At 68.6% G+C, this 23265-nt stretch carries 21 protein-coding genes; 14 read left to right on the plus strand and 7 right to left on the minus strand.

Annotated features, from left to right (window positions below; translation table 11 throughout):
• Positions 1-488: 488 nt before the first annotated feature.
• Positions 489-2597 (plus strand): tetratricopeptide repeat protein, encoded by a 2109-nt coding sequence (locus ACE3QW_RS20690; RefSeq protein ID WP_374253698.1) that lies wholly within the window; start codon positions 489-491, stop codon positions 2595-2597.
• Positions 2598-2903: 306 nt separating this feature from the next.
• Here the strand turns inward: ACE3QW_RS20690 and ACE3QW_RS20695 are convergent, their stop codons facing one another.
• Positions 2904-3842 carry a GlxA family transcriptional regulator gene (locus tag ACE3QW_RS20695; protein WP_029555001.1) on the minus strand — a complete coding sequence of 313 codons (939 nt, stop codon included), beginning with the start codon at positions 3840-3842 and terminating at the stop codon, positions 2904-2906.
• A 94-nt stretch (positions 3843-3936) separates the two neighbouring features.
• On the opposite strand from ACE3QW_RS20695, the gene ACE3QW_RS20700 reads away from it, so the two are divergent.
• Entirely contained in the window at positions 3937-4623 is a 687-nt protein-coding gene (locus ACE3QW_RS20700) for a DJ-1/PfpI family protein (RefSeq protein ID WP_374253699.1), read from the plus strand.
• A 15-nt stretch (positions 4624-4638) separates the two neighbouring features.
• Here the strand turns inward: ACE3QW_RS20700 and ACE3QW_RS20705 are convergent, their stop codons facing one another.
• From ACE3QW_RS20705 to ACE3QW_RS20730, 6 genes are all read right to left on the minus strand, one after another.
• Positions 4639-5853, minus strand: a complete 1215-nt coding sequence (locus tag ACE3QW_RS20705) for an NAD(P)/FAD-dependent oxidoreductase (RefSeq protein ID WP_374253701.1) — start codon at positions 5851-5853, stop codon at positions 4639-4641.
• 46 nt (positions 5854-5899) lie between these two features.
• The gene (locus tag ACE3QW_RS20710; protein WP_374253703.1) at positions 5900-6880 is read right to left on the minus strand and encodes a GTP-binding protein; all 981 of its coding nucleotides are present in this window, start codon (positions 6878-6880) and stop codon (positions 5900-5902) included.
• Positions 6822-8342, minus strand: a complete 1521-nt coding sequence (locus tag ACE3QW_RS20715; RefSeq protein ID WP_374253704.1) for an amidohydrolase family protein — start codon at positions 8340-8342, stop codon at positions 6822-6824. The genes ACE3QW_RS20710 and ACE3QW_RS20715 overlap by 59 nt, the downstream gene beginning before the upstream one ends.
• A gap of 63 nt (positions 8343-8405) precedes the next feature.
• Positions 8406-9665 (minus strand): ABC transporter substrate-binding protein, encoded by a 1260-nt coding sequence (locus ACE3QW_RS20720; RefSeq protein ID WP_374253706.1) that lies wholly within the window; start codon positions 9663-9665, stop codon positions 8406-8408.
• A 123-nt stretch (positions 9666-9788) separates the two neighbouring features.
• Complete coding sequence (locus ACE3QW_RS20725) at positions 9789-10865, minus strand: Glu/Leu/Phe/Val dehydrogenase (protein ID WP_374253708.1); 1077 nt, start codon at positions 10863-10865, stop codon at positions 9789-9791.
• A complete protein-coding gene (locus tag ACE3QW_RS20730) occupies positions 10865-11596 on the minus strand; it encodes a DJ-1/PfpI family protein (RefSeq protein ID WP_374253709.1) in 732 nt (243 codons plus the stop codon). Before ACE3QW_RS20730 ends, ACE3QW_RS20725 begins: the two co-directional genes overlap by 1 nt.
• 124 nt (positions 11597-11720) lie before the next feature.
• On the opposite strand from ACE3QW_RS20730, the gene ACE3QW_RS20735 reads away from it, so the two are divergent.
• The 12 genes from ACE3QW_RS20735 to ACE3QW_RS20790 all read left to right on the plus strand — a co-directional run bounded on the left by ACE3QW_RS20735 (position 11721) and on the right by ACE3QW_RS20790 (position 23238).
• Positions 11721-12704: a GlxA family transcriptional regulator gene (locus ACE3QW_RS20735; RefSeq protein WP_374253711.1), complete on the plus strand. Its 984-nt coding sequence runs from the start codon at positions 11721-11723 to the stop codon at positions 12702-12704.
• A gap of 207 nt (positions 12705-12911) precedes the next feature.
• Positions 12912-13586, plus strand: coding sequence for an HAD-IB family phosphatase (locus ACE3QW_RS20740; RefSeq protein ID WP_374253713.1), 675 nt, complete (start codon positions 12912-12914; stop codon positions 13584-13586).
• On the plus strand, positions 13579-14988 hold the full coding sequence (locus ACE3QW_RS20745; protein WP_374253715.1) for an aspartate aminotransferase family protein: 1410 nt from the start codon (positions 13579-13581) through the stop codon (positions 14986-14988). Before ACE3QW_RS20740 ends, ACE3QW_RS20745 begins: the two co-directional genes overlap by 8 nt.
• 5 nt (positions 14989-14993) lie before the next feature.
• Positions 14994-15917: an arginase gene (locus ACE3QW_RS20750; protein ID WP_374253717.1), complete on the plus strand. Its 924-nt coding sequence runs from the start codon at positions 14994-14996 to the stop codon at positions 15915-15917.
• A complete protein-coding gene (locus ACE3QW_RS20755) occupies positions 15914-16279 on the plus strand; it encodes an EamA family transporter (protein WP_029555013.1) in 366 nt (121 codons plus the stop codon). Before ACE3QW_RS20750 ends, ACE3QW_RS20755 begins: the two co-directional genes overlap by 4 nt.
• Positions 16280-16286: 7 nt before the next feature.
• The gene (locus tag ACE3QW_RS20760; protein ID WP_374253719.1) at positions 16287-17192 is read left to right on the plus strand and encodes an alpha/beta hydrolase; all 906 of its coding nucleotides are present in this window, start codon (positions 16287-16289) and stop codon (positions 17190-17192) included.
• Positions 17182-18390 carry a GNAT family N-acetyltransferase gene (locus tag ACE3QW_RS20765; protein ID WP_374253722.1) on the plus strand — a complete coding sequence of 403 codons (1209 nt, stop codon included), beginning with the start codon at positions 17182-17184 and terminating at the stop codon, positions 18388-18390. Before ACE3QW_RS20760 ends, ACE3QW_RS20765 begins: the two co-directional genes overlap by 11 nt.
• Positions 18387-18815 (plus strand): EamA family transporter, encoded by a 429-nt coding sequence (locus ACE3QW_RS20770; RefSeq protein WP_374253724.1) that lies wholly within the window; start codon positions 18387-18389, stop codon positions 18813-18815. Before ACE3QW_RS20765 ends, ACE3QW_RS20770 begins: the two co-directional genes overlap by 4 nt.
• The gene (locus ACE3QW_RS20775; protein ID WP_374253726.1) at positions 18803-19291 is read left to right on the plus strand and encodes a DUF2147 domain-containing protein; all 489 of its coding nucleotides are present in this window, start codon (positions 18803-18805) and stop codon (positions 19289-19291) included. Before ACE3QW_RS20770 ends, ACE3QW_RS20775 begins: the two co-directional genes overlap by 13 nt.
• 5 nt (positions 19292-19296) lie before the next feature.
• Positions 19297-21033 (plus strand): ATP-binding protein, encoded by a 1737-nt coding sequence (locus tag ACE3QW_RS20780; RefSeq protein WP_374253728.1) that lies wholly within the window; start codon positions 19297-19299, stop codon positions 21031-21033.
• Between the two features lie 8 nt (positions 21034-21041).
• Positions 21042-22427: a sigma-54-dependent transcriptional regulator gene (locus tag ACE3QW_RS20785; RefSeq protein WP_374253730.1), complete on the plus strand. Its 1386-nt coding sequence runs from the start codon at positions 21042-21044 to the stop codon at positions 22425-22427.
• Positions 22420-23238 (plus strand): MipA/OmpV family protein, encoded by an 819-nt coding sequence (locus ACE3QW_RS20790; protein WP_374253732.1) that lies wholly within the window; start codon positions 22420-22422, stop codon positions 23236-23238. Before ACE3QW_RS20785 ends, ACE3QW_RS20790 begins: the two co-directional genes overlap by 8 nt.
• The last annotated feature ends 27 nt before the right edge of the window (positions 23239-23265 follow it).

Here is a 23265-nt window from a genome sequence, read left to right on the forward strand (position 1 = left end):
GGGGACTGCGCTGGCTGGGCGAGGAGAAGGTCGCGTCGGCCGCCCTCGCCTCCGATCACGGCCATCCAATTATCTCTAAAGGCGAAATCAGCTATGGTCGCCTGTCGGTACACGATCTTGGCTGATGCGTGGGGGCGATGAGTGCGGTAGAGATGCGGTCGGCCCCGGCGGGGCGGCGAGACCGCTCCGGGACATAGTCTTCGCTGCTGGACCTGTACCGTGGAAGGTAGAAGAGGATGCGGCTCAGGAGCATCCTGTCAGTCTTGTTGGCTGGCGTCCTCGCAGCCTTGATGATCTCGTTCATCGCGGCGGCGCGGAGCGACCGAGGCCGCCAAGCGGGTGCCTTGGCCGCACCTGCCGAACTTTCGTCCGGCGGCATCGGGGCGCTAACGCCGCAGGCGCCGGAGGGATATGTCGGCTCGGCGGCATGCGCGGGCTGTCATGCGGCGGAGGCCAAGGCCTGGCTGGCCTCGCAGCACTCCGGCGCCATGAGCCTTCCAACGGAAGCAACCGTCAAGGGTCGCTTCGACGGGGCGGAGGTCGGTCAAGGTCCGGCGAGCGCTCGCTTCTTCCGGGAGGGGACGGGCTATCGCGTGGAGATCGCCGGCTCGGACGGGACGCGGACGGTCTATCCCATCGCCTATACGTTCGGGCTCTACCCGCTCCAGCAATATCTGGTCGCCATGCCGGACGGGCGGGTGCAGGCGCTGCCCTTCGCCTATGATACGCGTCCCGCGTCCGAGGGCGGCCAGCGCTGGTTCCATCTTTATGGCGACGACGCGCCTCTGCCAGGCGACCCTCTGTTCTGGACCGGGCCGCAGCAAAACTGGAACCACATGTGCGCGGAATGCCATTCCACGGCGCTGCGCAAGGCCTACGATGCGGCGGCCGACCGCTTCGACACGCGCGTCTCCGAGATCAGCGTCGGCTGCGAGAGCTGCCACGGCGCCGGGGCAGGACACCTCGCCTGGGCGAAGGGGCCGCGCGATCGCGCGATATCTCATGTGGGATTTGCCAGTGCGGCCGCACCCCGGCCCGTCGTGGACTGGACTCCCGATCCGAAGACCGGAAGCCCGGCCCATGGTGTGGACCGGCCGCCTGGGGACGTTGTCGAGACCTGCGCGCGCTGCCACGCCCGCCGCGGCGTCTCATCCGAGAGCTGGCAACCCGGCCAGCCGCTGACGCAGACCCACATGCCCGTGCTGCTGGAGCAGGGCCTGTTCGAATCCGACGGGCAGAATCAGGACGAGGTGTTCAACGATCACGCCTTCAAGCAGAGCCTGATGTACAAGCGCGGCGTCGCCTGCACCGATTGCCACGACCCGCACACCGCGGCCCTGAAGGCGCCCGGCGCGGCGGTGTGCAGCCAGTGTCACCTGCCGGAGCGCTTCGCGGTCCAGAGCCACACCGGCCACGCCCCGGGACCCGGCGCGCCGGATTGCATCGGATGCCACATGCCGAAGCGCACCTACATGGTGGTCGACGCGCGCCACGACCATTCCTTCCGCATTCCGCGCCCGGATCTCTCCGCTGCGCTCGACACGCCCAATGCCTGCACCGATTGCCACACTCAAAAGCCTGCGATCTGGGCCGCCGAGGCGGTCGAGCGCTGGCATAGGCCGGAGCGCAAGGGCTTCCAGAGCTGGGGGCCGGCGTTTCATGCCGCGCGCCTTGGGGCAGCAGAGGCCCGTGCGGCCCTTGTCGCGCTGGCTGGAAATCGGGACGTGCCGGGCCTCGTTCGGGCCACCGCCGTCGGGGCGCTGGCGCAGTTCCCGGCGCGTATAAGCGACGAGGGGGTTCGGGCATCCCTCGCCGATCCCGATCCCATGGTTCGTGTGGCGGGGCTGCGGGCGGCGGCCAACCTGCCGCGCGCGGAGCGCTGGCGGAGGGCATCGCCGCTTCTGTCAGACCCGTCCGCCGCGGTGCGGCTGGAGGCGGCGGACCAGCTCGCCGATGTCCCGCCGGATGAGGTGGTCGAGCCTGAGCGCAGCCGCCTCCTCGCTGCGTTCAGCGAATACGAGGCAGCCCAGAGGCTGAATGCGGACCGGGCGGATGCGCGAGCCAATCTCGGCACCTTCCTTCTGCGCCGGGGCGATGGAGCCGGGGCGGAGATGGAGTACCGCGCCGGTCTCAAGCTCGATCCGACCTTCGCGCCCCTGCGCGTCAACATGGCGGACCTCTATCGGCGGCAGAAGCGCGAGGCGGACGCCGAAACGGTGCTGCGCGAGGGGCTCGCCATGCGCAATGACGCCGCCCTCCACCATGCGCTCGGACTCACCCTCGTGCGGCAGAAGCGTTATGACGACGCGCTGGTGGCGCTGGCATCCGCCCGCGCGCTGGCGCCCACCGAAGCGCGCTACGCCTATGTGGAGGCGATCGCCCTGCAATCGCTCGGCCGCCAAACTGAAGCACAGGACGTGGCCCGGCAGGGGCTGGAGCAGAGCCCGAACGATCCGGCGCTGATCGGACTTGTCCTCAATGCGGCGCTGGGCGCCGGAGACGTGAGCCGCGCCCGCGCGCTTGCGGAACGCCTGGCGGGCCTTCAGCCGGACAATCCCGAAGTGGCACGCATTGCCGCACGGCTCCGAGCGCGCTGACAGGCCTGCGCGACAAAGTCTTCGAACGATACCGCATGCGCCATAACCGTTACTGCCTGCGCTGCCGGTACCAGGGTCGGAATTCGTCGCCTGAGTGATCCGGTTCAATGCCCCCTGCGCCTGGTCGATCACCTCCAGCGCCTTGTCGGCGGTGGAGCCACCTGCGGGGATGGATGCCGCAGCGGTGCCCTGGATGACCCCGGATTGGGAAAGCGGCTGCTCCTCCACCGAAGCATCCAGCACAACTGTACCGGTCGGGACGCAGGTTCTTGAACCTAGAGCCAGGGTAAGAGTTCAAGCGCGATCCTAGATGGTCCGAGCCGCCCGCCGCAGTGACTGCGGGGCTTGGCCGAAGGCGCGGACGAAGGCGCGGCGCATGCGCTCCGGATCGCGAAAGCCGGTCACTTCTGCGACCCGTTCGATAGGGTCCGAAGATGACTGCACGTGCTCTCGCGCGACTTCCAGGCGCAAGCGCTCTATGGCCTTGGAGGGCGTCGTCCCGGTCTCGGCGGTGAAAATGCGCGCGAAATGGCGGGGGCTCAGCCCCGCCCGGTCGGCCAGCATGTCGACGGTGAGCGGCTTGTCCAGATGCTCCCGCACCCAGGTGAGCAGGGTGCCGAACCGTCCGTTCGGGGTCTTCAGTTCCAGCAGCGAGGAGAATTGCGACTGCCCGCCGCTGCGGCGATGGTAGAGCACCAGCTGGCAGGCGATGTCCTTTGCAACCGCATCCCCGTGCTCCTCCGCGGCGATGGCCAGTGCGAGGTCGATCCCGGCGGTGATGCCGGCAGAGGTCCAGACGTTGCCGTCGCGCAGGAAGATGCGATCGGGATCAAGCCGCACCTTCGGATAGCGGGAGACGAAATCCTGGGTGCGGCACCAGTGGGTCGTTGCCTTGCGGCCGTCCAGCAGTCCCGCCGCCGCCAGGACGTAGGCGCCGGAGCACACGCTCGCCACCCGCCCGCCACGCGTGGCATGGCGGCGGACGAAGGCGAGGGTCGTCCGGCAGTCGATGGCGGCCTCGACCCCCAGCCCGCCGGCGACGACGAGCGTGGTGATGGACTTGGCCGACTTGAGGCTGGAGGCCACCACCTCCACGCCACAGGAGCTGCGGACCGGCCCGGGCTGTGCGGCGATCATCTGCACGTTCGGCGCGGTGGGAACCAGGCGGCGCGCGATCTCGAACACCGATGCCGGGCCCGATGCGTCCAGAAGCTGGAAATCCGGGAAGATCAGGATGCCGATCATCGCCATGGCCGAAAACGAGGGAACCGTGACATTCTACATATGATCGCACCATGCCATGCTCGGCGGGTCAAGATCGGACCCCGAAGGTCGTAGAATGTCTTCATCCCTGAAATTCGGCTTGCTCGTCTTTCCCCGCATCACGCAGCTCGACATGACCGGGCCCCTGCAGGTGTTCTCCAGCCTGCCCGGCGCTGAGGTCCATCTGGTCTGGAAGCGTATCGAGGCGGTGCAGAGCGACACGGTGCTGTCCATCCTGCCCACCACCGCCTTCGCCGATTGCCCCCAGTTTGACGTCATCTGTGTTCCGGGCGGCTACGGCACCGACGACCTGATGGGCGATGACGAGGTGCTGAATTTCCTGCGCGCGCAGGCCGCCGGCACCAAGTTCGTCACCTCGGTCTGCACGGGCTCGCTGGTGCTTGCCGCGGCCGGGCTGCTGGAGGGCCGCAAGGCCGCCACCCACTGGAGCGCCGTCGATGTCCTGCCCGTCTTCGGCGTGACCGCGAGCCGCGAGCGGGTGTGCATCGACGGAAACCGCATCACGGGCGGCGGCATCACCGCCGGCATCGATCTCGGCCTGACTGTGATTTCCGAGCTGGTGGATCGCAGGACCGCCGAGGCCATCCAGCTGCGCCTGGAATACAACCCCGCGCCCCCGTTCAACGCCGGATCGCCGGAGACGGCCCCCGCCGACGTTCTGGCGCTGCTTCAGGAGAGGATGAAGGTGGCGAAGGCGCGCCGGCTCGACCTTGCCAGAGCGGCAGCGGCCCGCGCGCGGTGATCCGGCCATCGGCAGCTATTTTACCCCGCGGTCGAGACCGTCGACCGCGGCCGCATCGCCGTCGATGGCCCGTGCCAGACGCTCGGCTGTGACAGGCCCAAGGGTAAACCCCTGGTGGCCGTGGCCGAAATGGAACCACAGGCCGGGGTGGCGCCTCGCGCGGCAGGCGAGCGGCAGCAGGCCCGGCAGACAGGGGCGCGTGCCGGACCAGGGCGTTGCTTCCACGGGCGATCCCAGATCCACGAGGGACCGGGCTGCGGCCTCCCCCCGCGCGAGCTGGCGCGGGCTGGTGTCGGGCGCAGCGGCGGACAGCTCTGCGGCGGTCGCAATGCGCAGGCCGTCTCGCATGGGCGACAGCACCACGGAGTGGTCGGCAAGCAACATGGGCCGGGTGAGGCCGTGGGTGCCGCCATAGTGGCGATGATAGCCGCGCTTGCGGACCATCGGCACGCGATAGCCGAGGGGCTGGAGCAACTCCGGCGACCAGGGCCCGAGCGCCACGACGACGATTTTCGCGTCCATTCCCGCGACCTGCCAGCCGGCGCCGGAGCGCTGGAGGGTCCGTGCATCGCCGGTGACGATCCGACCGCCGCGATCCTCAAACAGCCGCGCGTAGGCGTCGACCAGCCCTCCCGGTGCAAGGCAGGTCCAGGGCGCTGTCCAGTGAACGGCCCCTGCCGGCGCCCGCCGCAAGGCAGGCTCGGCTGCGGCAAGCCCCGCCCTGTCGGCGACGGAGAAGGTGACACCATGCTCGCGCCCCTTGCGCTCCGCCTCCCGCACGGCGGCTGCAAGGCCCTGCTCCGTATCATGGACCTCCCAATAGCCGTCCCGGCGGATCAGCTTGTCGGCGCCCGCCGCCTCGATGAGGGCGGCGTGACGGGGCACGGCCTCCGATACCAGTTGGCGCCAGAGCGGAATGACCCTGCCCAGCGGACCGGGCAGGGATGACCGCCAATAGCCGAACAGCGCGGGCGCCTGTCTGGGCAGAGACGGCCAGTGCAGGTTTACGGCGTTCCTGGCGCCCCCCGCCATCGCGAGAAGCGCCAGCGGGCTTGTCGGCAGCGCGTACGGCTCGACAGCTTCCGCCTGGATGATGCCCGCATTGCCGTAGCTCGTTTCCGAACCGGGTGGCGCGCGATCAATGACGACACAGTCGTGTCCCCGCTCCTGCAGAGCCAGCGCCGTGGCCACGCCGACCATGCCGGCACCCAGAACTACAATTTCAGCCATGCTGCTTCCCCGAGAGCCGCCCGCGTGAGGGCCGTAGACTGTACTGTTATTCCGGAGCCATCGCTTCGAGCTCGGCCGTTGCCGCGGCTGCGTCGAAGATGCCCGTGCGTCCGATGAGCACCAGCCGCGCGCCCTCCACGGGCAGATCCGAGGGCAGCAGGCTTGCGCGGCGGCCGACGAGCTGGAACAGAAAGCTCTGGCCCGGCCGCTCGGCGACGCGGATCAGGCCCTTGGCCCGCACGAGACGCGGCGCGAGGGACTCGATGACGGCCCTGAACCGCGCGAGGACCACGGCACGCGGCGACATCCATTCGGCATGGACGAAGCGATCGTCGCGGATCACAGGGGCCTCGGCGGGAGCGGCCGGTTCGCGCGGAAAGGGCTGACCGAGAAGAAGCTCCAGCGGAATGCCGCCGCCCTCGTCCGCGACGAAAACCAGTGACTTGCCCATGCCCTCCAGCCTCGCCCGCAAGCTTGCATGATCGGCGGCGGCCGTCTCGCCGACCTTGGCGAGGACAATGATGTCGGCAGCCCGGACCTGGGCCTGCCAGAGGTCGTCGGCAACATCATGCGCCTCGGCGTCCACCACCGTCACCACCGCGTCGAGCCGCACGGCCTTCTGCAAGACGGGATCATGCAGCGCCTCGATGATCCCGCGCGGGTCGGACACGCCGCTTGCCTCGATCACGATGGCATCGATTGGTCGGCCGACCGACAACACCCCTGAAAGGGTGCGCAGCAGGTCGCCCTGCAACGAGCAGCAGATGCATCCGTTCTTCAATGCAAAGACCGGAAGGCCGGTGGCGGAGAGGATCGCCTCGTCGATGGCGATGGCGCCGAAATCATTGACGACGACAGCCAGGGACAGCTTCAAGTCACCGCCCAGCATGGCATTGATCAGGCTCGTCTTTCCGGCTCCGAGCGCGCCCGCGACGACGACAACGGGAACAGGACGCGCGGCACGGTCCTCATGCATGCGCCGGCCCTCGGCCACGCAGCGCACGCCCCGGCCGGGCGCGCGCGTCAAGCCGGCCGTCCAGAATGACCGGTCGCCCGCCCACCAGCAGCGCCTCGACCCCTGCGGCCGGCGCCGTCATGTCGGAAAAGCTGGCCCGGGCGGCGATGGTTGCCGGATCGAGCACGAGGATATCCGCGTCGCAGCCTTCCTGGAGGCGCCCCTTCCGCTTCATTTCGGGCGAGCAACTTTCGATGAGGCGGGCCGGCAGCACCGTGCATTTGGCCAGCGCCTCCACGAGGCCGATCTTGCCGCGGTCGCGGCAATACTCGCCGATGAACTTGGTGAAGGTTCCGGCTGAGCGCGGGTGGGACGACAGGCGCCGGGGCAGCGGCCATTCCTCGCCACGATAGATGGCGCCGTCGGGCTCCACCCATGGCATTGCATCCGAGGCGATGATGCCGCCGGGGTAGAGCACCGACAGGTCGAGAAGGTTCTGGAACGCCGGTTCGCTCTCGATATCGAGGAAATGCCACGCCACCAGCGCGGCGGGGTCCGCGTCCCGCGCCGAAAGGAGGTCGGCCCTGTCCCTCAGGTGCTGACGATTGTGGACCAGCTCGATGCTGTCATATCCCGACCCGGTCCGCTCCGGAAAATCCGTGGCCGCGAAGAAGCTCGCCGAAATCACCGTCGAGCCTGTCCCGTAGGGATAGGCCTCCACCGTGACCGGCAGACCGCGCGCCTGTGCGTGCTGGATCAGCGCCCGGCAACGCGCGATGTCGTGCAGCGAGGTCGAGTTGAGGTGGCAGATGTGCATGTGCGCACCGGTGGCGGCGGCGAGGCCGATGATGCGGACATAGGAGTCTTCGGAACTCAGGGGATCCGCATTGGCCATATGGGCGATGTGTGTGAAGGTTGGCGCCGCATGGCGGGCGGCGAGGTCGCAGACCCGCGTCATCTCCTTGATGCCGGCGCCCGGCGCGTAGCCATGGGCGATGCCGATGCCGATCCCCCCTTCCCGCAGTCCGGCCTCGATGACGGAGCAGATGTCCTCGACCGCGCGCGCCCTCGCAACCTCGCTCGACCACCCGCCGCGATTGTCGGCCCCCTCCCCCATCATTTCCATCGGATGCCGGCCCGGATCGGGCACGATGCCGGCCATCACCTGCTTGCGGGCAAAGATCCAGCTGGCGGAAGCCCCGTAGTTGAGCACCCGCCCGGCATTCTCCTGCCGCTCGTACCAGGCGCCGACCGGAAGGACGCCAACCTCCAGCTCGAGCGTCGTCGTCACCCCGTCGAACGCCTGCATCCAGTCCGCGGCGACACACTGGCCGTGGGCGTGGAGATCGATGAAGCCGGGGCACACGACGCGTCCGTCCGCATCGATCCGGCGCGTCCCGTCCGCTTCCGGAATGCGTCCGATCCGCACGATGCCGCCGTCCCTCACCCCGACATCGGCGACCTCGTCGCGGCCGGTCTCGGGATCGATCAGCCGGCCCCCGGAAATGATGCAATCGAAAGCTTCGCTCGGCACGACGTTCCGCCTCCGCCCGTCTTCACATGCCCGCCCACCCGCGCCACTTTTGGCGCGCTCGGTCTATTTCGGCTTGCCGGCAACCAGCGGGCAGTCGCTCTCGCTCAAGGGGCGATAGGCGACATCGGCGGTGATCGTCTCCAGGACCTTGTAGTAGGCCCAGGGCTTTTCCAGTTCCTTCGGCTCCTTCACCTGCACCAGATAGAAATCGTGGATCAGCTTGTTGTCGGCCCTGAGCCTGGCGCCCGGGGCGTAGAAGTCGTCGACCGGCGTCGCGCGCATCTTCTCGATCACGCGATCCGTGTCGTCGGAATTGATGGCCGCCACCGCCTTGAGATAGTGGAACACGGCGGAATAGACCGCGGCCTGCGGCGCCGTCGGCATGGCGCCGTGCAGGGCATAGAAGCGCTTGGCGAAGGCGCGGGTGTTGTCGTTCAAGTCCCAATACCAGGCCGTGACACCCGTCAGGCCCTTCGCCATCTCCAGGCCCATGCCGTGGATGTCGGTGAGGAACATCAGTAGCGCGACCGGGGTCTGGGGACCGGCATTCATGTTGAACTCGTTCCACTGCTTGATGGAAGAAACGAGCTGCTCACCTGCGTTGGCGAAGGCGACGACCTTGGCGCCCGAGCTCTGCGCCTGGAGGAGGAAGGAGGAATAGTCCGCATTGCCAAGCGGGTGGAACACCGAGCCGACGGACGTGCCGCCCACGGTGCCCAGCATGCGTTCGGACTCAGCCACCATGTTGCGCCCGAAGGCGTAATCGGCCGCGATGAAGAACCATTTGTCCTGCCCCTGGCCGACCAGCTTGCGGATGGGACCTGCGACCAGGTTGTAATTGTCGTGGAGCCACGCCAGCCCGGTCGGCGCGCACTGCTTGCCGGTGATCTCCACCGTGCCCACGGCGGAGTACATGACCAGCTTGTTCTTTTCTCGCCCGAGAGACTGGATGGCGAGGGCAACTGCCGAATTTCCGATGTCGGCCACCATGTCGACACCTTCGGAGAACCAGCGCCGCACGATCTGGGCGCCCACGTCCGCCTTGTTCTGGTGATCGGCGACGAGGAGTTCCACCTTGATGTCGGGCGAGCGTTTCCTGAAATCCTCTATGGCAAGCTTGGCGGCGACCACAGACCCCTTGCCGGAAAGATCCGACAGCGGGCCGGACTGGTCATTGATGATGCCAATCCTGACGACTCCATCCGAGATTTCCGCAGCCGCCGGCGTCGCCGCGAGGGCGAGGGCCGTGAGGGCGCCGACACCTGATATCCAGAACGCGCGCAGGAGACCCCTGCGGCTCCGCATGCCTTGATCGTGGTTCATTTTCCGGTGTTCCCCTGCGAGCCGTATCGGCTTCCTGGATTGGTTGCAGGCGGCGGGTGGAACCGGGCAAAATGGTCCGCCGTCGCCTGGTCCTTTGCAAATCCTGCGCTGTGAGGCGGAAGGCTACAACGGCCGTTTTCCCTCGTTTTCTGCCATCGCCCCGGTGGCCCGTGCGATCAATTCCCGGGCCATGACGTCCGCCACCAGCGCAGGCGACGTCCGGCTTGCCTCAGCGCGGTCGAGAACCTGCGCCAGCCGATCTGGAATGCGGTGCACGGCGTCATGGACCATGCCGCGGTCGTGCCCGAGATATTCTGCCGCAACGTTGATGATGCCCCCGGCATTTGCGACGAAGTCGGGCACGTAGAGAATGCCCCGCTCGTGTAGGAGGGCGGCATCCGCCTCCGTCGCGAGCTGGTTGTTCGCCGCGCCGGCGACGAGCCGCGCGCGCATCTGCGGAATGGTGACCTGGTTCAGCCCCGCACCGAGCGCGCAGGGCGCGAAAAGGTCGACGTCGGACGCATGGATCGCCGCCGGCGACACCACCTCCACGGGGATCGTCGTGCGCAGGCGCTCCGCCGCCTCCGGGTGCACGTCGGCGACCACCAGCGCGGCGCCGGCCCCATGCAGGCGCCGGCAGAGGTCCGCGCCGACGCTGCCGAGGCCCTGCACCGCGATCCGGCTCTGCGAAAGCGGACGGCCCCGCCGAGCGCACACATGGGCAATGCTGAGGAACACGCCAAGGGCGGTCCACGGCGAGGGATCGCCGCCGGCCTGATCTGCATCGGCCGGAAGCCCGAAGACGAAAGGCCTCTGCGAGCGCACGACTTCCATGTCGCGCGGCGTCGTGCCCACGTCCTCCGCCGCCAGATAGTCGCCGCCGATCTCCTCCAGGACCCGCCCGAACGCGCGGAACAGGGCGGCGCGGTCGAAGGTGCCATCGGGCCGCCGGATGACGGACTTGCCGCCGCCCAGCGGCAGGCCCGCCATCGCGTTCTTGTAGCTCATGCCGCGCGCGAGGCGGCGGGCATCCGAAAGCATGGCGGCCGCATCGTCATAGTGCCAGAAGCGGCAGCCTCCGGTCGCCGGCCCCAGCGCCAGCGAGTCCACCACGATGACCCCCGACAGGTCGCAGTCGGGATCCTCGAACCGGAAGATGAGCTGGCCGTCTTCCTCCATGCGGGTCAGTTGCAAGGTCATCACGATGCCCCGGTGCTGGACGGGAACGCGGCGGGATGAGCCTCCTGCGGGCCCCTGCCCTGCTGCATCCGCGCGACGGCCCGCTGGCTGGAGCGAAGCCGCTCCTCGAGCAGCGGGCGCGCGGCGGACCGGACCTCGGCCAAAAGCGCGGCCGGAGCGTTGTCCTCGGTGATGTCGAAGGGCGGCTTTGGGTCATACTCCAGCATCAGCTGGACCCGCTTGGCGACATCATCGCCGCACAGCTCGGCCGCCACCTGGAACGCGAAGTCGATTCCCGCCGTGACGCCGCCGCCGGAGATGCGGTTGCGATCCACCACGATCCGCTCCTTGACCGGGATGGCACCGAGGATTGCGAGCTGATCGCGCGACAGCCAATGGCACGCGGACTTGTAGCCATCGAGCAGCCCGGCACCCGCGAGGATGAAACACCCGGCGCACACGGACGTCACATAGCGCGCACTCGCGCCCGCCCGGGCGACGAAGGCCATGACCTCCTCGTCATCCATCAGCGCCATCTGCCCTGGACCACCACCGACGCAGAGCACATCCAGTTGCGGGCAGTCCGCGAAAGTGGTCGTCGGCATGAGGGTAAGCCCCACGTCGCTCGTGATCGGCTCGATGGACTTCCAAAGCAGGTGCATCCGGGCGCCGGGCAGGCGGGCCAGGACTTCGAATGGTCCCGTGACGTCCAGCTGGGTCATGCCGGGGAAAAAGAGAAGTCCGATGTCCAATGTTGTTTTCGTCACGTCGTTCCCTCTCGATGCTGCGGCATGAGATTGGGCATGACAGGGCGCGGCGGAAACGACATTCTACCCACCTTTCCTGCCAACGACCGGCAACGCGATGGAGGGCGGCTTGCAGCAGCGACACGTCGTCTTCGTGGTGTTCCCCGGTGCCCTGGTCCTCGACCTCTCCGGTCCGCTGGCAGCGTTCGAGCTGTCCTGCGAGACCTCCGAAGGCGCCGCGCCGCCCTACCGCCTGACGGTGGCGTCGGTGGCGGGCGGGCTGGTGCGAACGTCGTCGGGACTGGAGCTGATGAGCCAGCCGCTCTCCGGCGTGGGTGAGGTGGATACGCTGGTGGTCGTCGGTGGGCCGGGGGTGCACCTGGCCGCATGCGAGCCCCGCCTGCTGGCATGGATCTCCGATCGCGCCGGGGGCATCCGCCGGGTCTGCTCCGTCTGCACGGGCGCCTTCGTGCTGGCGGCAGCGGGGCTTTTGGGCGGGCGACGGGTGGTGACGCACTGGGGCTCCTGCCGGCTGCTTCAGGATCGCTATCCCGACCTGACGGTGTCGCCGGATGCGATATACGAGCACGACGGTCCCGTCTGGACCTCCGCAGGCGTGACCGCGGGCATCGATCTGGCGCTCGCCCTGATCGAGGACGACCGCGGCCACGCCGAGGCCATCCGCGTCGCCAAGCGGCTGGTGGTCTTCCTGAAGCGTGGCGGAGGGCAGACCCAGTTTAGCGTTCCGCTGGCCTTGCAGGCGGCGGACGACGGCGGCTTCGAGGCCCTGCACAGCTGGATCAGCGACCACCTCGACCAGGACCTGCGGGTGGAGACGCTCGCCGAGCGCGTATCCATGAGCCCGCGCACCTTCGCCCGGCTCTATGCCGCGCGGACCGGCCGCACACCGGCCAAGGTGGTGGAGGAATTGCGGCTCGATGCCGCCCGCCGGGCACTCGAGGAGACACGGCAGAGCATCAAGGAAATCGCGGTGCGCTGCGGCTTCGCCGACGAGGAGCGGATGCGGCGCGCCTTTCGCCGGCGGTTGGGCGTGAACCCGCAGGACTATCGCGGCAAGTTCGGATCGATCGAGGCCTGCGGCGTGGCGCGCTGACTTCGATCCACGCGCCGCACCCATCACGGCGCGGGCGAGAAGCGCGTCTCCATGGCGTTCCGCCTGGGCGCCTCTCCAATTTTTGGAGGAACCTTCGCATCTCGGGGGCAGCCTGCCATCACGCTTCCACGGATAACGTAGTTGCATCAGTCGGTTAGCAATTGGCACCACGCTTGCGTTGGGAAGGGACGCAGTTCGTGAGGCCAAATGCAACTTCACTTCGCTCTCGATTTTGACGGCACCATAAGCCTCGTCGACACCACGGATCTTCTGCTCGCGACATTCGCGGATGGGAGCTGGCAGGAAATCGAAGAAGAATGGTGCGCCGGCCGCATCGGCTCGCGGGAATGCATGTCGCGGCAGGTCGCTTTGCTGGAAGCGCCACGCGCCGCCATGTTGGCAGCCCTCGCCGATGTGAAGCTCGATCCGCACTTCGCAGCCTTCGTCACCCGGGCCTGGCTCTGCGGCGCGACCGTCTCCGTGGTGTCCGACGGGTTCGATCTCGCCATCATTCACCTGTTGCACGCCAACGGGATCGACCTGCCGGTCACCAGCAATCGGCTGGTGGAAACGGCCAATGGCCGCTGGCAGGCGGCTTTCTCCAATCGCGGGGAACAGTGCCCAAGCGGCACCTGCAAATGCGCCGCCGTGCCCGCAAATCGCCGTGTGGTGCTGGTGGGCGACGGGCGATCCGACTTCTGCCTTGCCCGCCGCGCCGACTTTGTCCTGGCCAAGGGGGCGCTCGCTGCCTTCTGCGGTGCCGAGGGCATCCCTCACCGCGCAATTTCAGGCTTCGCCGACGCCCTGGCTTTCCTGGACCCGCTCCGGGCGCGCCGCCATGCGGCCCCCTCCCGTCTTATGTTCGAGGACATCCATGCTTGATCGCCAGACCGAAGTCGCAACGTCCGCCGCCGAGCGCACCCGCCTGCGTGAACTGGAAAAAACCTATTGCTCCCATGGGGATACGGTCCATTACACCCCGGAGCCGAAGATATTCGAGCGGTGCGAGGGGTCGTTTATCTATGATGACGAGGACCGCGCCTTCCTTGATCTTCAGATGTGGTACTCGGCTGTCAATTTCGGCTATGCCAATCCGCGTCTGAACGAGGCCATGCGCCGCCAGCTCGATCGCCTGCCCCAGGTGGCGAGCCAGTATCTGCATCGCGAGAAGATCGAGCTGGCTGCCGAGATCGCCGAAGGCGCCATGGCGCGCTTCGGGCACAAGGGGCGGGTGCATTTCAACGTGGGCGGCGCCCAGGCCATCGAGGACTCCCTCAAGCTGGTGCGCAACGCCTGCGACGGCAAAAGCCTGATGTTCGCCTTCGAGGGGGGATACCACGGCCGCACGCTGGGCGCCTCGGCCATCACCTCGTCCTACCGCTATCGCCGCCGCTTCGGCCATTTCGGCGAGCGCGCCCACTTCATCCCCTTCCCCTATCATTTCCGCGGCCCGCGCGGCATGACGAAAGAGGAATACGGCCACCACTGCGTGCAGCAGTTCGCCCGTCTGTTCGAGAGCGAATACAACGGCGTGTGGGACCCCAAGGCCGGCAAGTGCGAATACGCCGCCTTCTATGTGGAGCCGATCCAGGGCACCGGCGGCTATGTCATCCCGCCTGCGAACTTCTTCCCGGAGCTGAAGGAGGTGCTCGACCGCCACGGCATCCTCTTGGTGGTGGACGAGATCCAGATGGGCTTCTACCGCACCGGCAAATTGTGGTCGATCGAGCACTTCGGCGTGGCGCCGGACATCATCGTGTTCGGCAAGGCCCTCACCAACGGGCTCAATCCCCTGTCCGGCCTGTGGGCGCGGGAGGCGCTCATCAATCCGCAGGCGTTTCCGCCCGGCTCCACCCATTCCACCTTCAATGCCAATCCGCTCGGCACCGCGGTGGCGCTGGAGGCCATGCGCATGATGCAGGAGGAGGATTTCGCCACCTCCGTGGCCGAGAAGGGCGCCCGTTTCCTCGACGGCCTGAAGGAGCTGAAGGCGAAGCACGCCATCGTCGGCGACGTGGACGGCCTCGGCCTCGCGCTGCGGGTGGAGATCTGCGAGCCACACGACAGCTTCACCCCCTCTAAGGCCATCGTCGACCGCATGGTGGACGAGGCGCTGAAGGGCGATCTCGTCCATGGCGGCGAGCGCTTCGGGCTGGTGCTGGACATCGGCGGCTACCACAAGAACGTCATCACGCTGGCGCCGTCGCTGACCATCAGCCACGCCGAGATCGACCTCGCCTTGGCGCTGATGGACCAGCTGTTCACCCGCGTGACGCCCCGGTGAGCGCCATGCGCATCAAGGTCATCGATCTGGACGGTGCACTCACCGTGCAGGACGAGGTCATGGCCGGCCTGCCCGGCTGTGACGCCGACCTGTTCCTCGCACGGGATCTCGCGCCCCGGCTGCGCCTTCTGGCGGGCCGGAGCGCGCTCAGGACGCTGGCCGACCGGCTCGGCCCGCCGACGCGCGGCGAGATCTGCTTCTATGGCTCGGGCGACTTCCATCACCTCAGCCACCTTCTGGTGTCGCGCTTCGATCAGCCGGTCAGCGTCGTGCATTTCGACAACCATCCGGACTGGACCCGCTTTCCCCGCACGCTCAATTGCGGCTCGTGGGTGAGCCGCCTTCTGGAACAGCGGAACGTGGCGCGGGTGGTGACGCTGGGCCCGTGCAGTTCTGATCTCAGCGCGCCGCAGCTGAAGGGCGCGGATCTGCCGCTCCTGCGCTCCGGGCGCCTTCAGATGCATCCGCTGGCGGCCGGTGCCACCTTCTATGCCGGGCCGGGCTTCGAGGTCGCGAGCGTGCGCGGCGCGGCGGGGATTGGCGCCGACGGCCTGCGCTGGGACGGCCTCGAGGACGGCGATTTCGCGGAACGAATGGAGGCCATCGCCGCCGAGCTGCCGCACACGCCGCTCTGGATCACCCTCGACAAGGATGTGCTGGGTCCGGACGAGGCGGTGACCAACTGGGATCAGGGCCGGCTTCCCCTCCACAAGGTGCTTCAGGCCATCACCGTCTTCGCCGAGCACCGGCCGGTTCTGGGCATGGATGTGTGCGGCGACTATTCGCCGGAGGGCGACAATGGCGCGCTGCGCGCCCTCTGCGCCTATCTGGACCGCGACCAGCGGCGCGATCCCCACGGCAATGCCAACGCCGTCAACGGCGTCACCAACGGCCGCATCCTCCGGCACATGGGGGACATCCTGCAATGAGCGTGTCCCTCGTCGCCCTGTTCGCCGCCTCCGTCGCCTGCGACGTGGCCGGGCAGCTGGCCTTCAAGCGCGGCGCCGACCGCCTTCCGGCCGTCAGCACCGGCGCCGGGCGCTTCGCCCTGAGGCTGGTGGCCGAGCCATGGCTGATCGCGGGGCTGATGATCTACGCCATCGAGTTCCTGGTGTGGACGCGCATCCTCGCGCTGGTGCCGCTCGCCATCGCCTTTCCCGTCGCCAGCCTCAACATCCTCGGAGTCACGGTGGCGAGCCGCCTGTGGCTCGGCGAGCGGATCGCGCCGCGGCAATACGCCGGGGCCGCCCTCGTCACCGCCGGTGTCGCCCTCGTCGCATCCAGCCTGTGAGAAACCCATGCCTCTCGACCGCAGCATCATGATCGAAGGCGGCCCCGTCGGGGTGCTGCTCCTCCACGGACTTGGCGGCACCCCGGTGGAGCTGCGCGAGGTGGCGCGGCGGCTCGCCGCCGGCGGCGCCACCGTGCTGTGCTGCCAGCTCGCCGGCCATTGCGGCACCGAGGCGGAGCTGGCGGCGACGACGATCGAGGACTGGTACGCCAGCGCCGCGGCCGCCCTCGCGACACTGGAGGCGCGCTGCACCAAGGTGATCGTGGGCGGCCTCTCCATGGGCGCGCTGCTCGCCGCTTTGCTCGCCGCGCGCAATCCCGAGAGCGTGGACGGCGTGGTGATGCTGGCGCCGACCCTGCGTTATGACGGCTGGTCCATCCCCCGCTACGGCTTCCTGCTGCGCCTCCTCATCAACACGCCGCTGGGCCGGCGCTATCGCTTCGTGGAGCGCGAGCCCTACGGCCTGAAGGACGAGCGCATCCGCAGCGTGATCGTGCGCGCCATGCGGCTGGGCGATACCGATGCCGGCAGCCTCGGCACGCCCTCCGCGGCGTTGCGGCAGCTGTGGCGGCTGGTGGCGATGCTGAAGCCGCAGCTCGGCAGCATTCGCCAGCCCGTGTTCATCGCCCATGCCCGCCACGACGACGTGGCGAGCTTCAACAACGCCGTGCTGCTGCAACGCCGCCTCGGCGGCACCGTGGATTGCCTGGTGCTCGACGACAGCTACCACCTCGTCACCCTCGACCGGCAGCGCCATCTCGTCACCGACCGGATCTCGGCCTTCATCCAGGGCGTGGTGGAGGCGCCGCTGCGCCAACCCGCAAGCGAGCCGCGCCGGGCGACAGCCGGCCGTGCCGAACGGCAGCCCCCCCACACACAGCCTCCCCAGGGACAGGTGGCGCATGTCGCATGATGCCCTGGTCGGCGACTGGCCCGGGGAACCGGCCCGCGCGCCGGTTGCCCCGCTCGTGCGCATGGTGTCCGGCATGGCCGGCATCGATGCCACGGCCTGGAAGGCCGCCCGCCCGCCCGAAAGCGAGGGGTGGGCCTATCTCGCGGCCTGCGAGACCTCCCCGCCGGACGCCCTTGAACTGGCGGCGGTCAGCGTGGGCGACCGCTCGGGTCTGGCCGCAGCGGCCCCGCTGTTCGCCCTGAAATATCGGCTGGACACCCCGTTGCAGGACGGACCTCTGGCCGCCTTCTGCGATCGCCTCGCGCGCCGCGCGCCCGGTCTCATGGAATGGCGGATGCTCGGCGTCGGCTCGACCTTTACCGACGCCTGCCCGGTGGCGCTGAACCCGCGCCTGTGCGAGGCCGGACGGGCGGAGGCCGTCGCAAACCTCATCGCCACCATTGAGGCGGAGGCGGCGCGGCGCGGCGCCGGGCTCGTGGTGTTCAAGGACCTCGCGCCGCGCGAGCTGGCGCTGCTGGCGCCGCATCTGGCCGCCGCCCGCTACTTCGCGGTGGAGAGCCTGCCGGTCGCGGTGCTGGACCTCGACGGCACCGGCGATCTCGATGGCTATCTCGCCCGCCTCTCGCCGGCCACCCGCAAGGATCTGCGGCGCAAGCTGAAGCGGGCCGAGCGGGTGGAGGTGGAATGGCGCACCTCCCTCGCCGGTATGGAAGGGGAGGTGCGCGCCCTCTATGAGTCCACCCGCACTCGCAGCCAGGTGCGCTACGGCGATTTCGAGGATTTGCCGGACGGCTATTTCGAAACCGTGTCGCGGGCGCTCGGCACCGATGCCGTCTTCGCCTGCTATCGCGTGGGCGGGCAGCTTGCTGCCTTCAACCTCCTGTTCGTCGAGCCCGACCGGGTGATCGACAAGTTCCTCGGCATGGCCTATCCGCTCGGCCCCGCGCACGATCTCTACGCCCTGAGCTGGTTGGAAAACGTGCGCTTCTGCCAGCGCATCGGCCGGCGCTACCTGCAGACCGGGCAGACCGCCTATGCGTCCAAGCTGCGCTTCGGCAGCGCGCTGGAGCCGCGCACGCATCTGGTGAAGCATCGCAACCGGGCACTCCATACGGTCTTGCGCCTCGTCGCCCCGCTGTTGGCCTTCCCCCGCTGGGATCCCGACCTGCGACGGCTGGGCAGGGAGGGCGCGCGATGACGCTGCGTCCCGCCACCGCCGCGACCCTGATCCTCGTCGCCGTCTTCCTCGCCGTGGACACCGCGACCCAGCTCGCCTTCAAGGGCGCCGCCGAGGCCATCGGCGACATTCCGCTGGGGCTGGACTTCCTCGCCGCCGCAGCCGGAACCGCGTTCGCGTGGCTGGCGGTCGGCCTCTACCTTGCGACCTACGTGCTGTGGATGCTGGTGCTGCGCACGACCGCCCTCAGCCGCGCCTTCCCCCTGACGGCACTGAGCTATGTGAGCGTGCCGCTGTTCGCCTGGCTCGCGTTCGGCGAGACGGTGGACGCGCGCACCGCCGCCGGCATCGGCCTCATCCTCGTGGGCGTCGCGCTCGTGGGTCATGGGGAAGATGCCGAAGCCGATGCCGTTGCGAAACCGGAGCTGACCCCATGCGAAACCTGATCGCCGGCCTCCTGACGCTGGGTCTGGTGACCCCGGCCTCAGCCGCGCCGGACGTCACCGGCGTCTGGATGACCGAGGATGGCGAGGGCGCCGTTGAGATCGCGCCGTGCGGCGACATGCTCTGCGGACGCATCGTGTGGCTGAAGTCCCCGCTGGACGCGCATGCGCAGCCCGTGCGCGACGAGAACAATGCCGACCTGACCCTGCGCGATCGCCCCCTCTGCGGCATGGAGGTGATGTCCGGCGTCGTGCCGGGCGGTGACGGTTGGGAAGGCGGCTGGATCTACGATCCGGAGGCCGGCGCACGCTATTCCGTGGCCATCGCGCCGGACGGCGCCGACGCCATCGTCGTGACAGGTTTCATTGGGATCAAGGCGTTCGGCCGTGCCCTCCACTGGCACCGCGCGGCCGCCACGCTGCAACGCTGCGACGCCGCGCCCACCCTGAAGGCCAGCGCCGGGAACAAGAGGTCCTAGGACGTATGACGCGACGGCGCGGTTCGCGTTGGCTGAACTGGTGGTCGCTGCTGCCCCTGCGGCTGCGGCTCACTCTCTATTTCGTCATGGTCAGCGTGCCGCCCGTGCTGGTGGCGAGCTTCATCGCCGCCGAGGTCATCTCGGTGACGTTCGAGCGCAACGTGGAGCAGTGGATCGGCGAGATCGCGACCTTCATGGCCAACGAGGCTGCGGAGGGCCGCGAGGAGGCCCAGCGCGCCACCGCCGTCGTCGCCGCCGCCGTGTCACGGGGCGGCACCGAGCCCATCGCGCCGTTCGCCGACCTGCTCACCACCGTGGGCTATGATTTCGTGCGTCTCTACACGGCGGACGGCACGGTCCTGTTCTCGACCGGCGACCTGGAACTGATGCAGCCTTTGCCGCTCAAGGCGGTCGCGTCCATCTTCTTCGTCCGGCAGGGCGGGCACCGCGCCATGATGGTCGGAGCGGTGCAGCCGGTGCGCATCGGCGACCAGGCGGGCTTCCTCTTCATCGCCAATCTGCTGGATGAGCAGTTCTTCACTGCCCCGCAGACCATCCGCTCGCTCGACCTGCACCTGATCGAGGTGACCGAGGGCGGTGAATTGCGCGATCTCGAAGACCTCAAGCGGACCCCGCTGCCGGTGCCGCCGGAGTCGCTGGCGGCCCTCAGCGCCGGCGCGCCCCTCGCCATCCAGAGGCGCAGCTTCGGCCTGGGGCCAGCGGCGGCGTTCAGCGCCCTTCGCGACGACAGCGGACGTCTCGTGGGCATCATCGCCTGCCGGCTCAACGGCACGTCGGCGACGTTCGAACGCCTCGGCACCGTCTCGCTGTTCGGCGCCCTGGCGGCGGTCGCGGGCGTGCTGTCGCTGCTGGTGGGCTTCAGCATCTCAAGGCGCATGAGCCGCCCCCTGCATGACCTCACCCGCGGCGTGCGCGCGGTGGCCGAGGGCAACTATGCCATCCGCGTGCGCGAGACCGGCGGGCGCGAGATCGAGGCGCTGGCCAGCGGCTTCAATGCGATGACCGAGCAGCTCCAGACCCTGCGCGACCGGGAGACCGCCACGCGCCACCGGGCCCAGCTCGCGACGCTCGGGCAGGCGGCGGCGGTGATCGCCCACGAGATCCGCAACCCGCTCGGCATCATCAAGACATCGGCGGAGCTGGTGCGCCGCAAGACCCCCATGGCGCCCGGCGAGGACCGGCTGATGATGTTCGTCCTCGACGAGGTGCAGCGCATCGACCGGCTGGTGAAGGATCTGCTGGACTATGCCCGGCCCCCGCAATGCACCGCGGTCCCGCTCGATCTCGTCACCTTCATCGTCCGGCCGGCCCTCGACTTCGTGGCGCCGGAGCTGCGCCGCCGCAACATCAGCCTCATCGCCCGCCTGCCGGACCACCCGCTGCCGATCCAGGGCGACAAGGATCTGCTGCACCAGGCGCTGCTGAACCTCATCATCAACGCCATGGACGCCGCCGGCGATGGCGGTCACATCATCGTGCGTGCGGAGCTCGAGGCGGACGCGGCCGTGCTCCATGTGGAGGACAACGGCCCGGGCATCCCGGAAGACGTGCGGGCCACCCTTTTCGAGCCTTTCGTGACGACCAAGGTGAACGGCACCGGCCTCGGGCTCGCGACCGTGCGGTCCACCGTGGAGGTGCATGGCGGCGAGGTGACGTGTGCCGACGCACCGGAGCGCGGCGCCATCTTCACCATCCGCCTTCCGCTCGGCAAACAGGGGTGATGCCGCGTATGGCCGCGAAGATACTCATCGTCGACGACGAGGTCCGCCACGGGGAGGTGCTGGAGGCCGCCCTCGCCGAGCGCGGCTTCGAGGCGGTCTCAACCAACACCGTCGCCAGGGCGCTCGCCTATTGCGCCAGCCAGCCGGTGGACCTGGTGCTGAGCGACCTGCGCATGCCCGGGCGGGGCGGCAGCGACCTCTTGAAGGCGCTGAAGCAGGAGCGGCCCGACCTGCCGGTCATCATCATGACAGCCTATGCTTCGGTGCGGGGCGCGGTGGATCTCGTCAAGGACGGCGCTTTCGACTATGTGGCCAAGCCCCTCGACCTCGACGACGTGGTCGCCACCATGGCGCGGGCGCTGCGGCTCAAGGCGGTGGAAGGCGAGAATGCGCGGCTGCGCTCCGAGCTGGAGGGACGTTACCGCTTCGACAATCTGGTGGGCGACAGCCCGGCCTTCCGCGACGTGCTGCGCCAAGTCACCGAGGTGGCGCCGAGCCGCGCCAGCGTGCTGCTGCTGGGCGAGAGCGGCACCGGCAAGGAACTGGTGGCCCGGGCCATCCACTACAACAGCCCGCGGCGCGACCTGCCCTTCGTCGCGGTCAACTGCGCTGCCATTCCGGAGACCCTGATCGAGAGCGAACTGTTCGGCCACGTGAAGGGCGCCTTCACCGGAGCCACCGGCGCCCGCGAGGGCCGCTTCGCTGCCGCTGACCATGGCACGCTCTTCCTCGACGAGATCGCCGACATGCCCCTGCCGGTTCAGGCCAAGGTGCTGCGCGCCTTGCAGGAGCAGAGCTTCGAACCTGTGGGCAGCAGCAAGAGCGTATCGGTGGACGTGCGGATCATCGCCGCCACCCACAAGGATCTGCAGAAGGAGATCGCGGCCGGCACCTTCCGCATGGACCTTTACTACCGTCTCGCGGTCTTCCCCATCCCCCTGCCGCCGCTGCGCGAGCGCAGCGACGACATCGTGCTCCTCGCCGACCATTTCCTTGCCGCCGCGGCACGCGACATGGGCAAGCGCATCAAGGGCCTGACTCCCGACGCGCAGGCCCTGCTGACGCGCTACCGCTGGCCGGGGAACGTGCGAGAGTTGCAGAACTGCATGGAGCGGGCGGCTATCGTGGCGCGGGGCGATCTGGTGGGTCCCAGTGACCTGCTGCTGTTCGAGGCGACCGGCGAAGCCGATGCACAGCCTCACACGCTCAACGGCGATCTCGATGGTGAGCTGACCCGCATCGAGCGCGAATTCGTGCTGAAGGCCCTCAAGGACAGCGGCGGCGTGCAGGCCCGCGCCGCCGAGAAACTCGGCATCACCGAGCGCAGCCTCTGGCATCGCATCAAGAAGCTTGCGATCAAGATCGACAAGGTGGCTGGAGCCGGCGATGGCTAGGCCGCTTCCCGCACTCCTCCTGATGCTGGCCGTTTCGGTCCCGTGCGGGGCGCAGGCGCAGGACGCCGGCGCGGCTTCGGCTTCGACCACGTCCGCCGCAGCCGACGCGTGGATCGTCACGCTTGGCGGCAGCTTCAGTCTGGGGCCGTCCTTTGACGGTGCGCGGACCTTCGGGCCGTTCTTCTCACCCTCGTTCGACATCCGGCGCGCAGACGAGCCGGCGACTTTCGGCGCGCCCGACGACAATTTCGGCTTCAGCCTGTTCAATCTCGGCGCTTTCAGCCTCGGCCCGCTCGCGGGCATCCGCGAGGGGCGGCCGAGCGGCGTCCTGCCTGGACTGCCGGGCTATTCCTGGGCGCTGGAGGGCGGCGGATTCGCCGAATACTGGCCAATAGCCGGCATATTGCGGACCCGCGTGGAGCTGCTCCAGGGCCTCGGCAGCTCAGGTGGCCTTGCCGCCAACCTCTCGGCCGATGTCGTGCAGAAGCAGGGCTTGTTCACCTGGTCCATCGGGCCGCGCCTGTCGCTGGCCGACAGCGCGCTGATGCAGACGGAATTCGGTGTCTCGCCCCTCGCAGCGGGGCTGAACGGCCACATCGCCCCCTACGCGCCCGGTGGCGGCATCAAGTCCGTCGGCCTCACCTCGTCCCTGTCCTATGAGGTGTCACCGGACTGGACGACGACCCTCTACGGCAGCTACCAGCGCTTGGCGGGCGCCGCAGCGGCAAGCCCCGTGACCACACTGTCCGGAAGCCCCAACCAGATCACCATCGGGGTGGGGTTCGAGCATTCGTTCGTGCTGGGGCCTTGAGACGCAGCTTCGCGTGCGGTCTCCTGA

The organism is Xanthobacter sp., assembly GCF_041911315.1.
GTDB classification, from domain to species: Bacteria; Pseudomonadota; Alphaproteobacteria; order Rhizobiales; family Xanthobacteraceae; genus Xanthobacter; species Xanthobacter aminoxidans.

Coding starts and splice junctions, on each gene's coding strand:
- ACE3QW_RS20725 (WP_374253708.1), bottom strand. CDS start 10,865: ATGACCTTGCAACTGACCCGCATGGAGGAAGACGGCCAGCTCATCTTC.
- ACE3QW_RS20775 (WP_374253726.1), top strand. CDS start 18,803: ATGCGAAACCTGATCGCCGGCCTCCTGACGCTGGGTCTGGTGACCCCG.
- ACE3QW_RS20705 (WP_374253701.1), bottom strand. CDS start 5,853: ATGGCTGAAATTGTAGTTCTGGGTGCCGGCATGGTCGGCGTGGCCACG.
- ACE3QW_RS20720 (WP_374253706.1), bottom strand. CDS start 9,665: ATGAACCACGATCAAGGCATGCGGAGCCGCAGGGGTCTCCTGCGCGCG.
- ACE3QW_RS20785 (WP_374253730.1), top strand. CDS start 21,042: ATGGCCGCGAAGATACTCATCGTCGACGACGAGGTCCGCCACGGGGAG.
- ACE3QW_RS20740 (WP_374253713.1), top strand. CDS start 12,912: ATGCAACTTCACTTCGCTCTCGATTTTGACGGCACCATAAGCCTCGTC.
- ACE3QW_RS20760 (WP_374253719.1), top strand. CDS start 16,287: ATGCCTCTCGACCGCAGCATCATGATCGAAGGCGGCCCCGTCGGGGTG.
- ACE3QW_RS20750 (WP_374253717.1), top strand. CDS start 14,994: ATGCGCATCAAGGTCATCGATCTGGACGGTGCACTCACCGTGCAGGAC.
- ACE3QW_RS20765 (WP_374253722.1), top strand. CDS start 17,182: ATGTCGCATGATGCCCTGGTCGGCGACTGGCCCGGGGAACCGGCCCGC.
- ACE3QW_RS20755 (WP_029555013.1), top strand. CDS start 15,914: ATGAGCGTGTCCCTCGTCGCCCTGTTCGCCGCCTCCGTCGCCTGCGAC.
- ACE3QW_RS20745 (WP_374253715.1), top strand. CDS start 13,579: ATGCTTGATCGCCAGACCGAAGTCGCAACGTCCGCCGCCGAGCGCACC.
- ACE3QW_RS20690 (WP_374253698.1), top strand. CDS start 489: ATGAGCCTTCCAACGGAAGCAACCGTCAAGGGTCGCTTCGACGGGGCG.
- ACE3QW_RS20780 (WP_374253728.1), top strand. CDS start 19,297: ATGACGCGACGGCGCGGTTCGCGTTGGCTGAACTGGTGGTCGCTGCTG.
- ACE3QW_RS20770 (WP_374253724.1), top strand. CDS start 18,387: ATGACGCTGCGTCCCGCCACCGCCGCGACCCTGATCCTCGTCGCCGTC.
- ACE3QW_RS20695 (WP_029555001.1), bottom strand. CDS start 3,842: ATGATCGGCATCCTGATCTTCCCGGATTTCCAGCTTCTGGACGCATCG.
- ACE3QW_RS20700 (WP_374253699.1), top strand. CDS start 3,937: ATGTCTTCATCCCTGAAATTCGGCTTGCTCGTCTTTCCCCGCATCACG.
- ACE3QW_RS20790 (WP_374253732.1), top strand. CDS start 22,420: ATGGCTAGGCCGCTTCCCGCACTCCTCCTGATGCTGGCCGTTTCGGTC.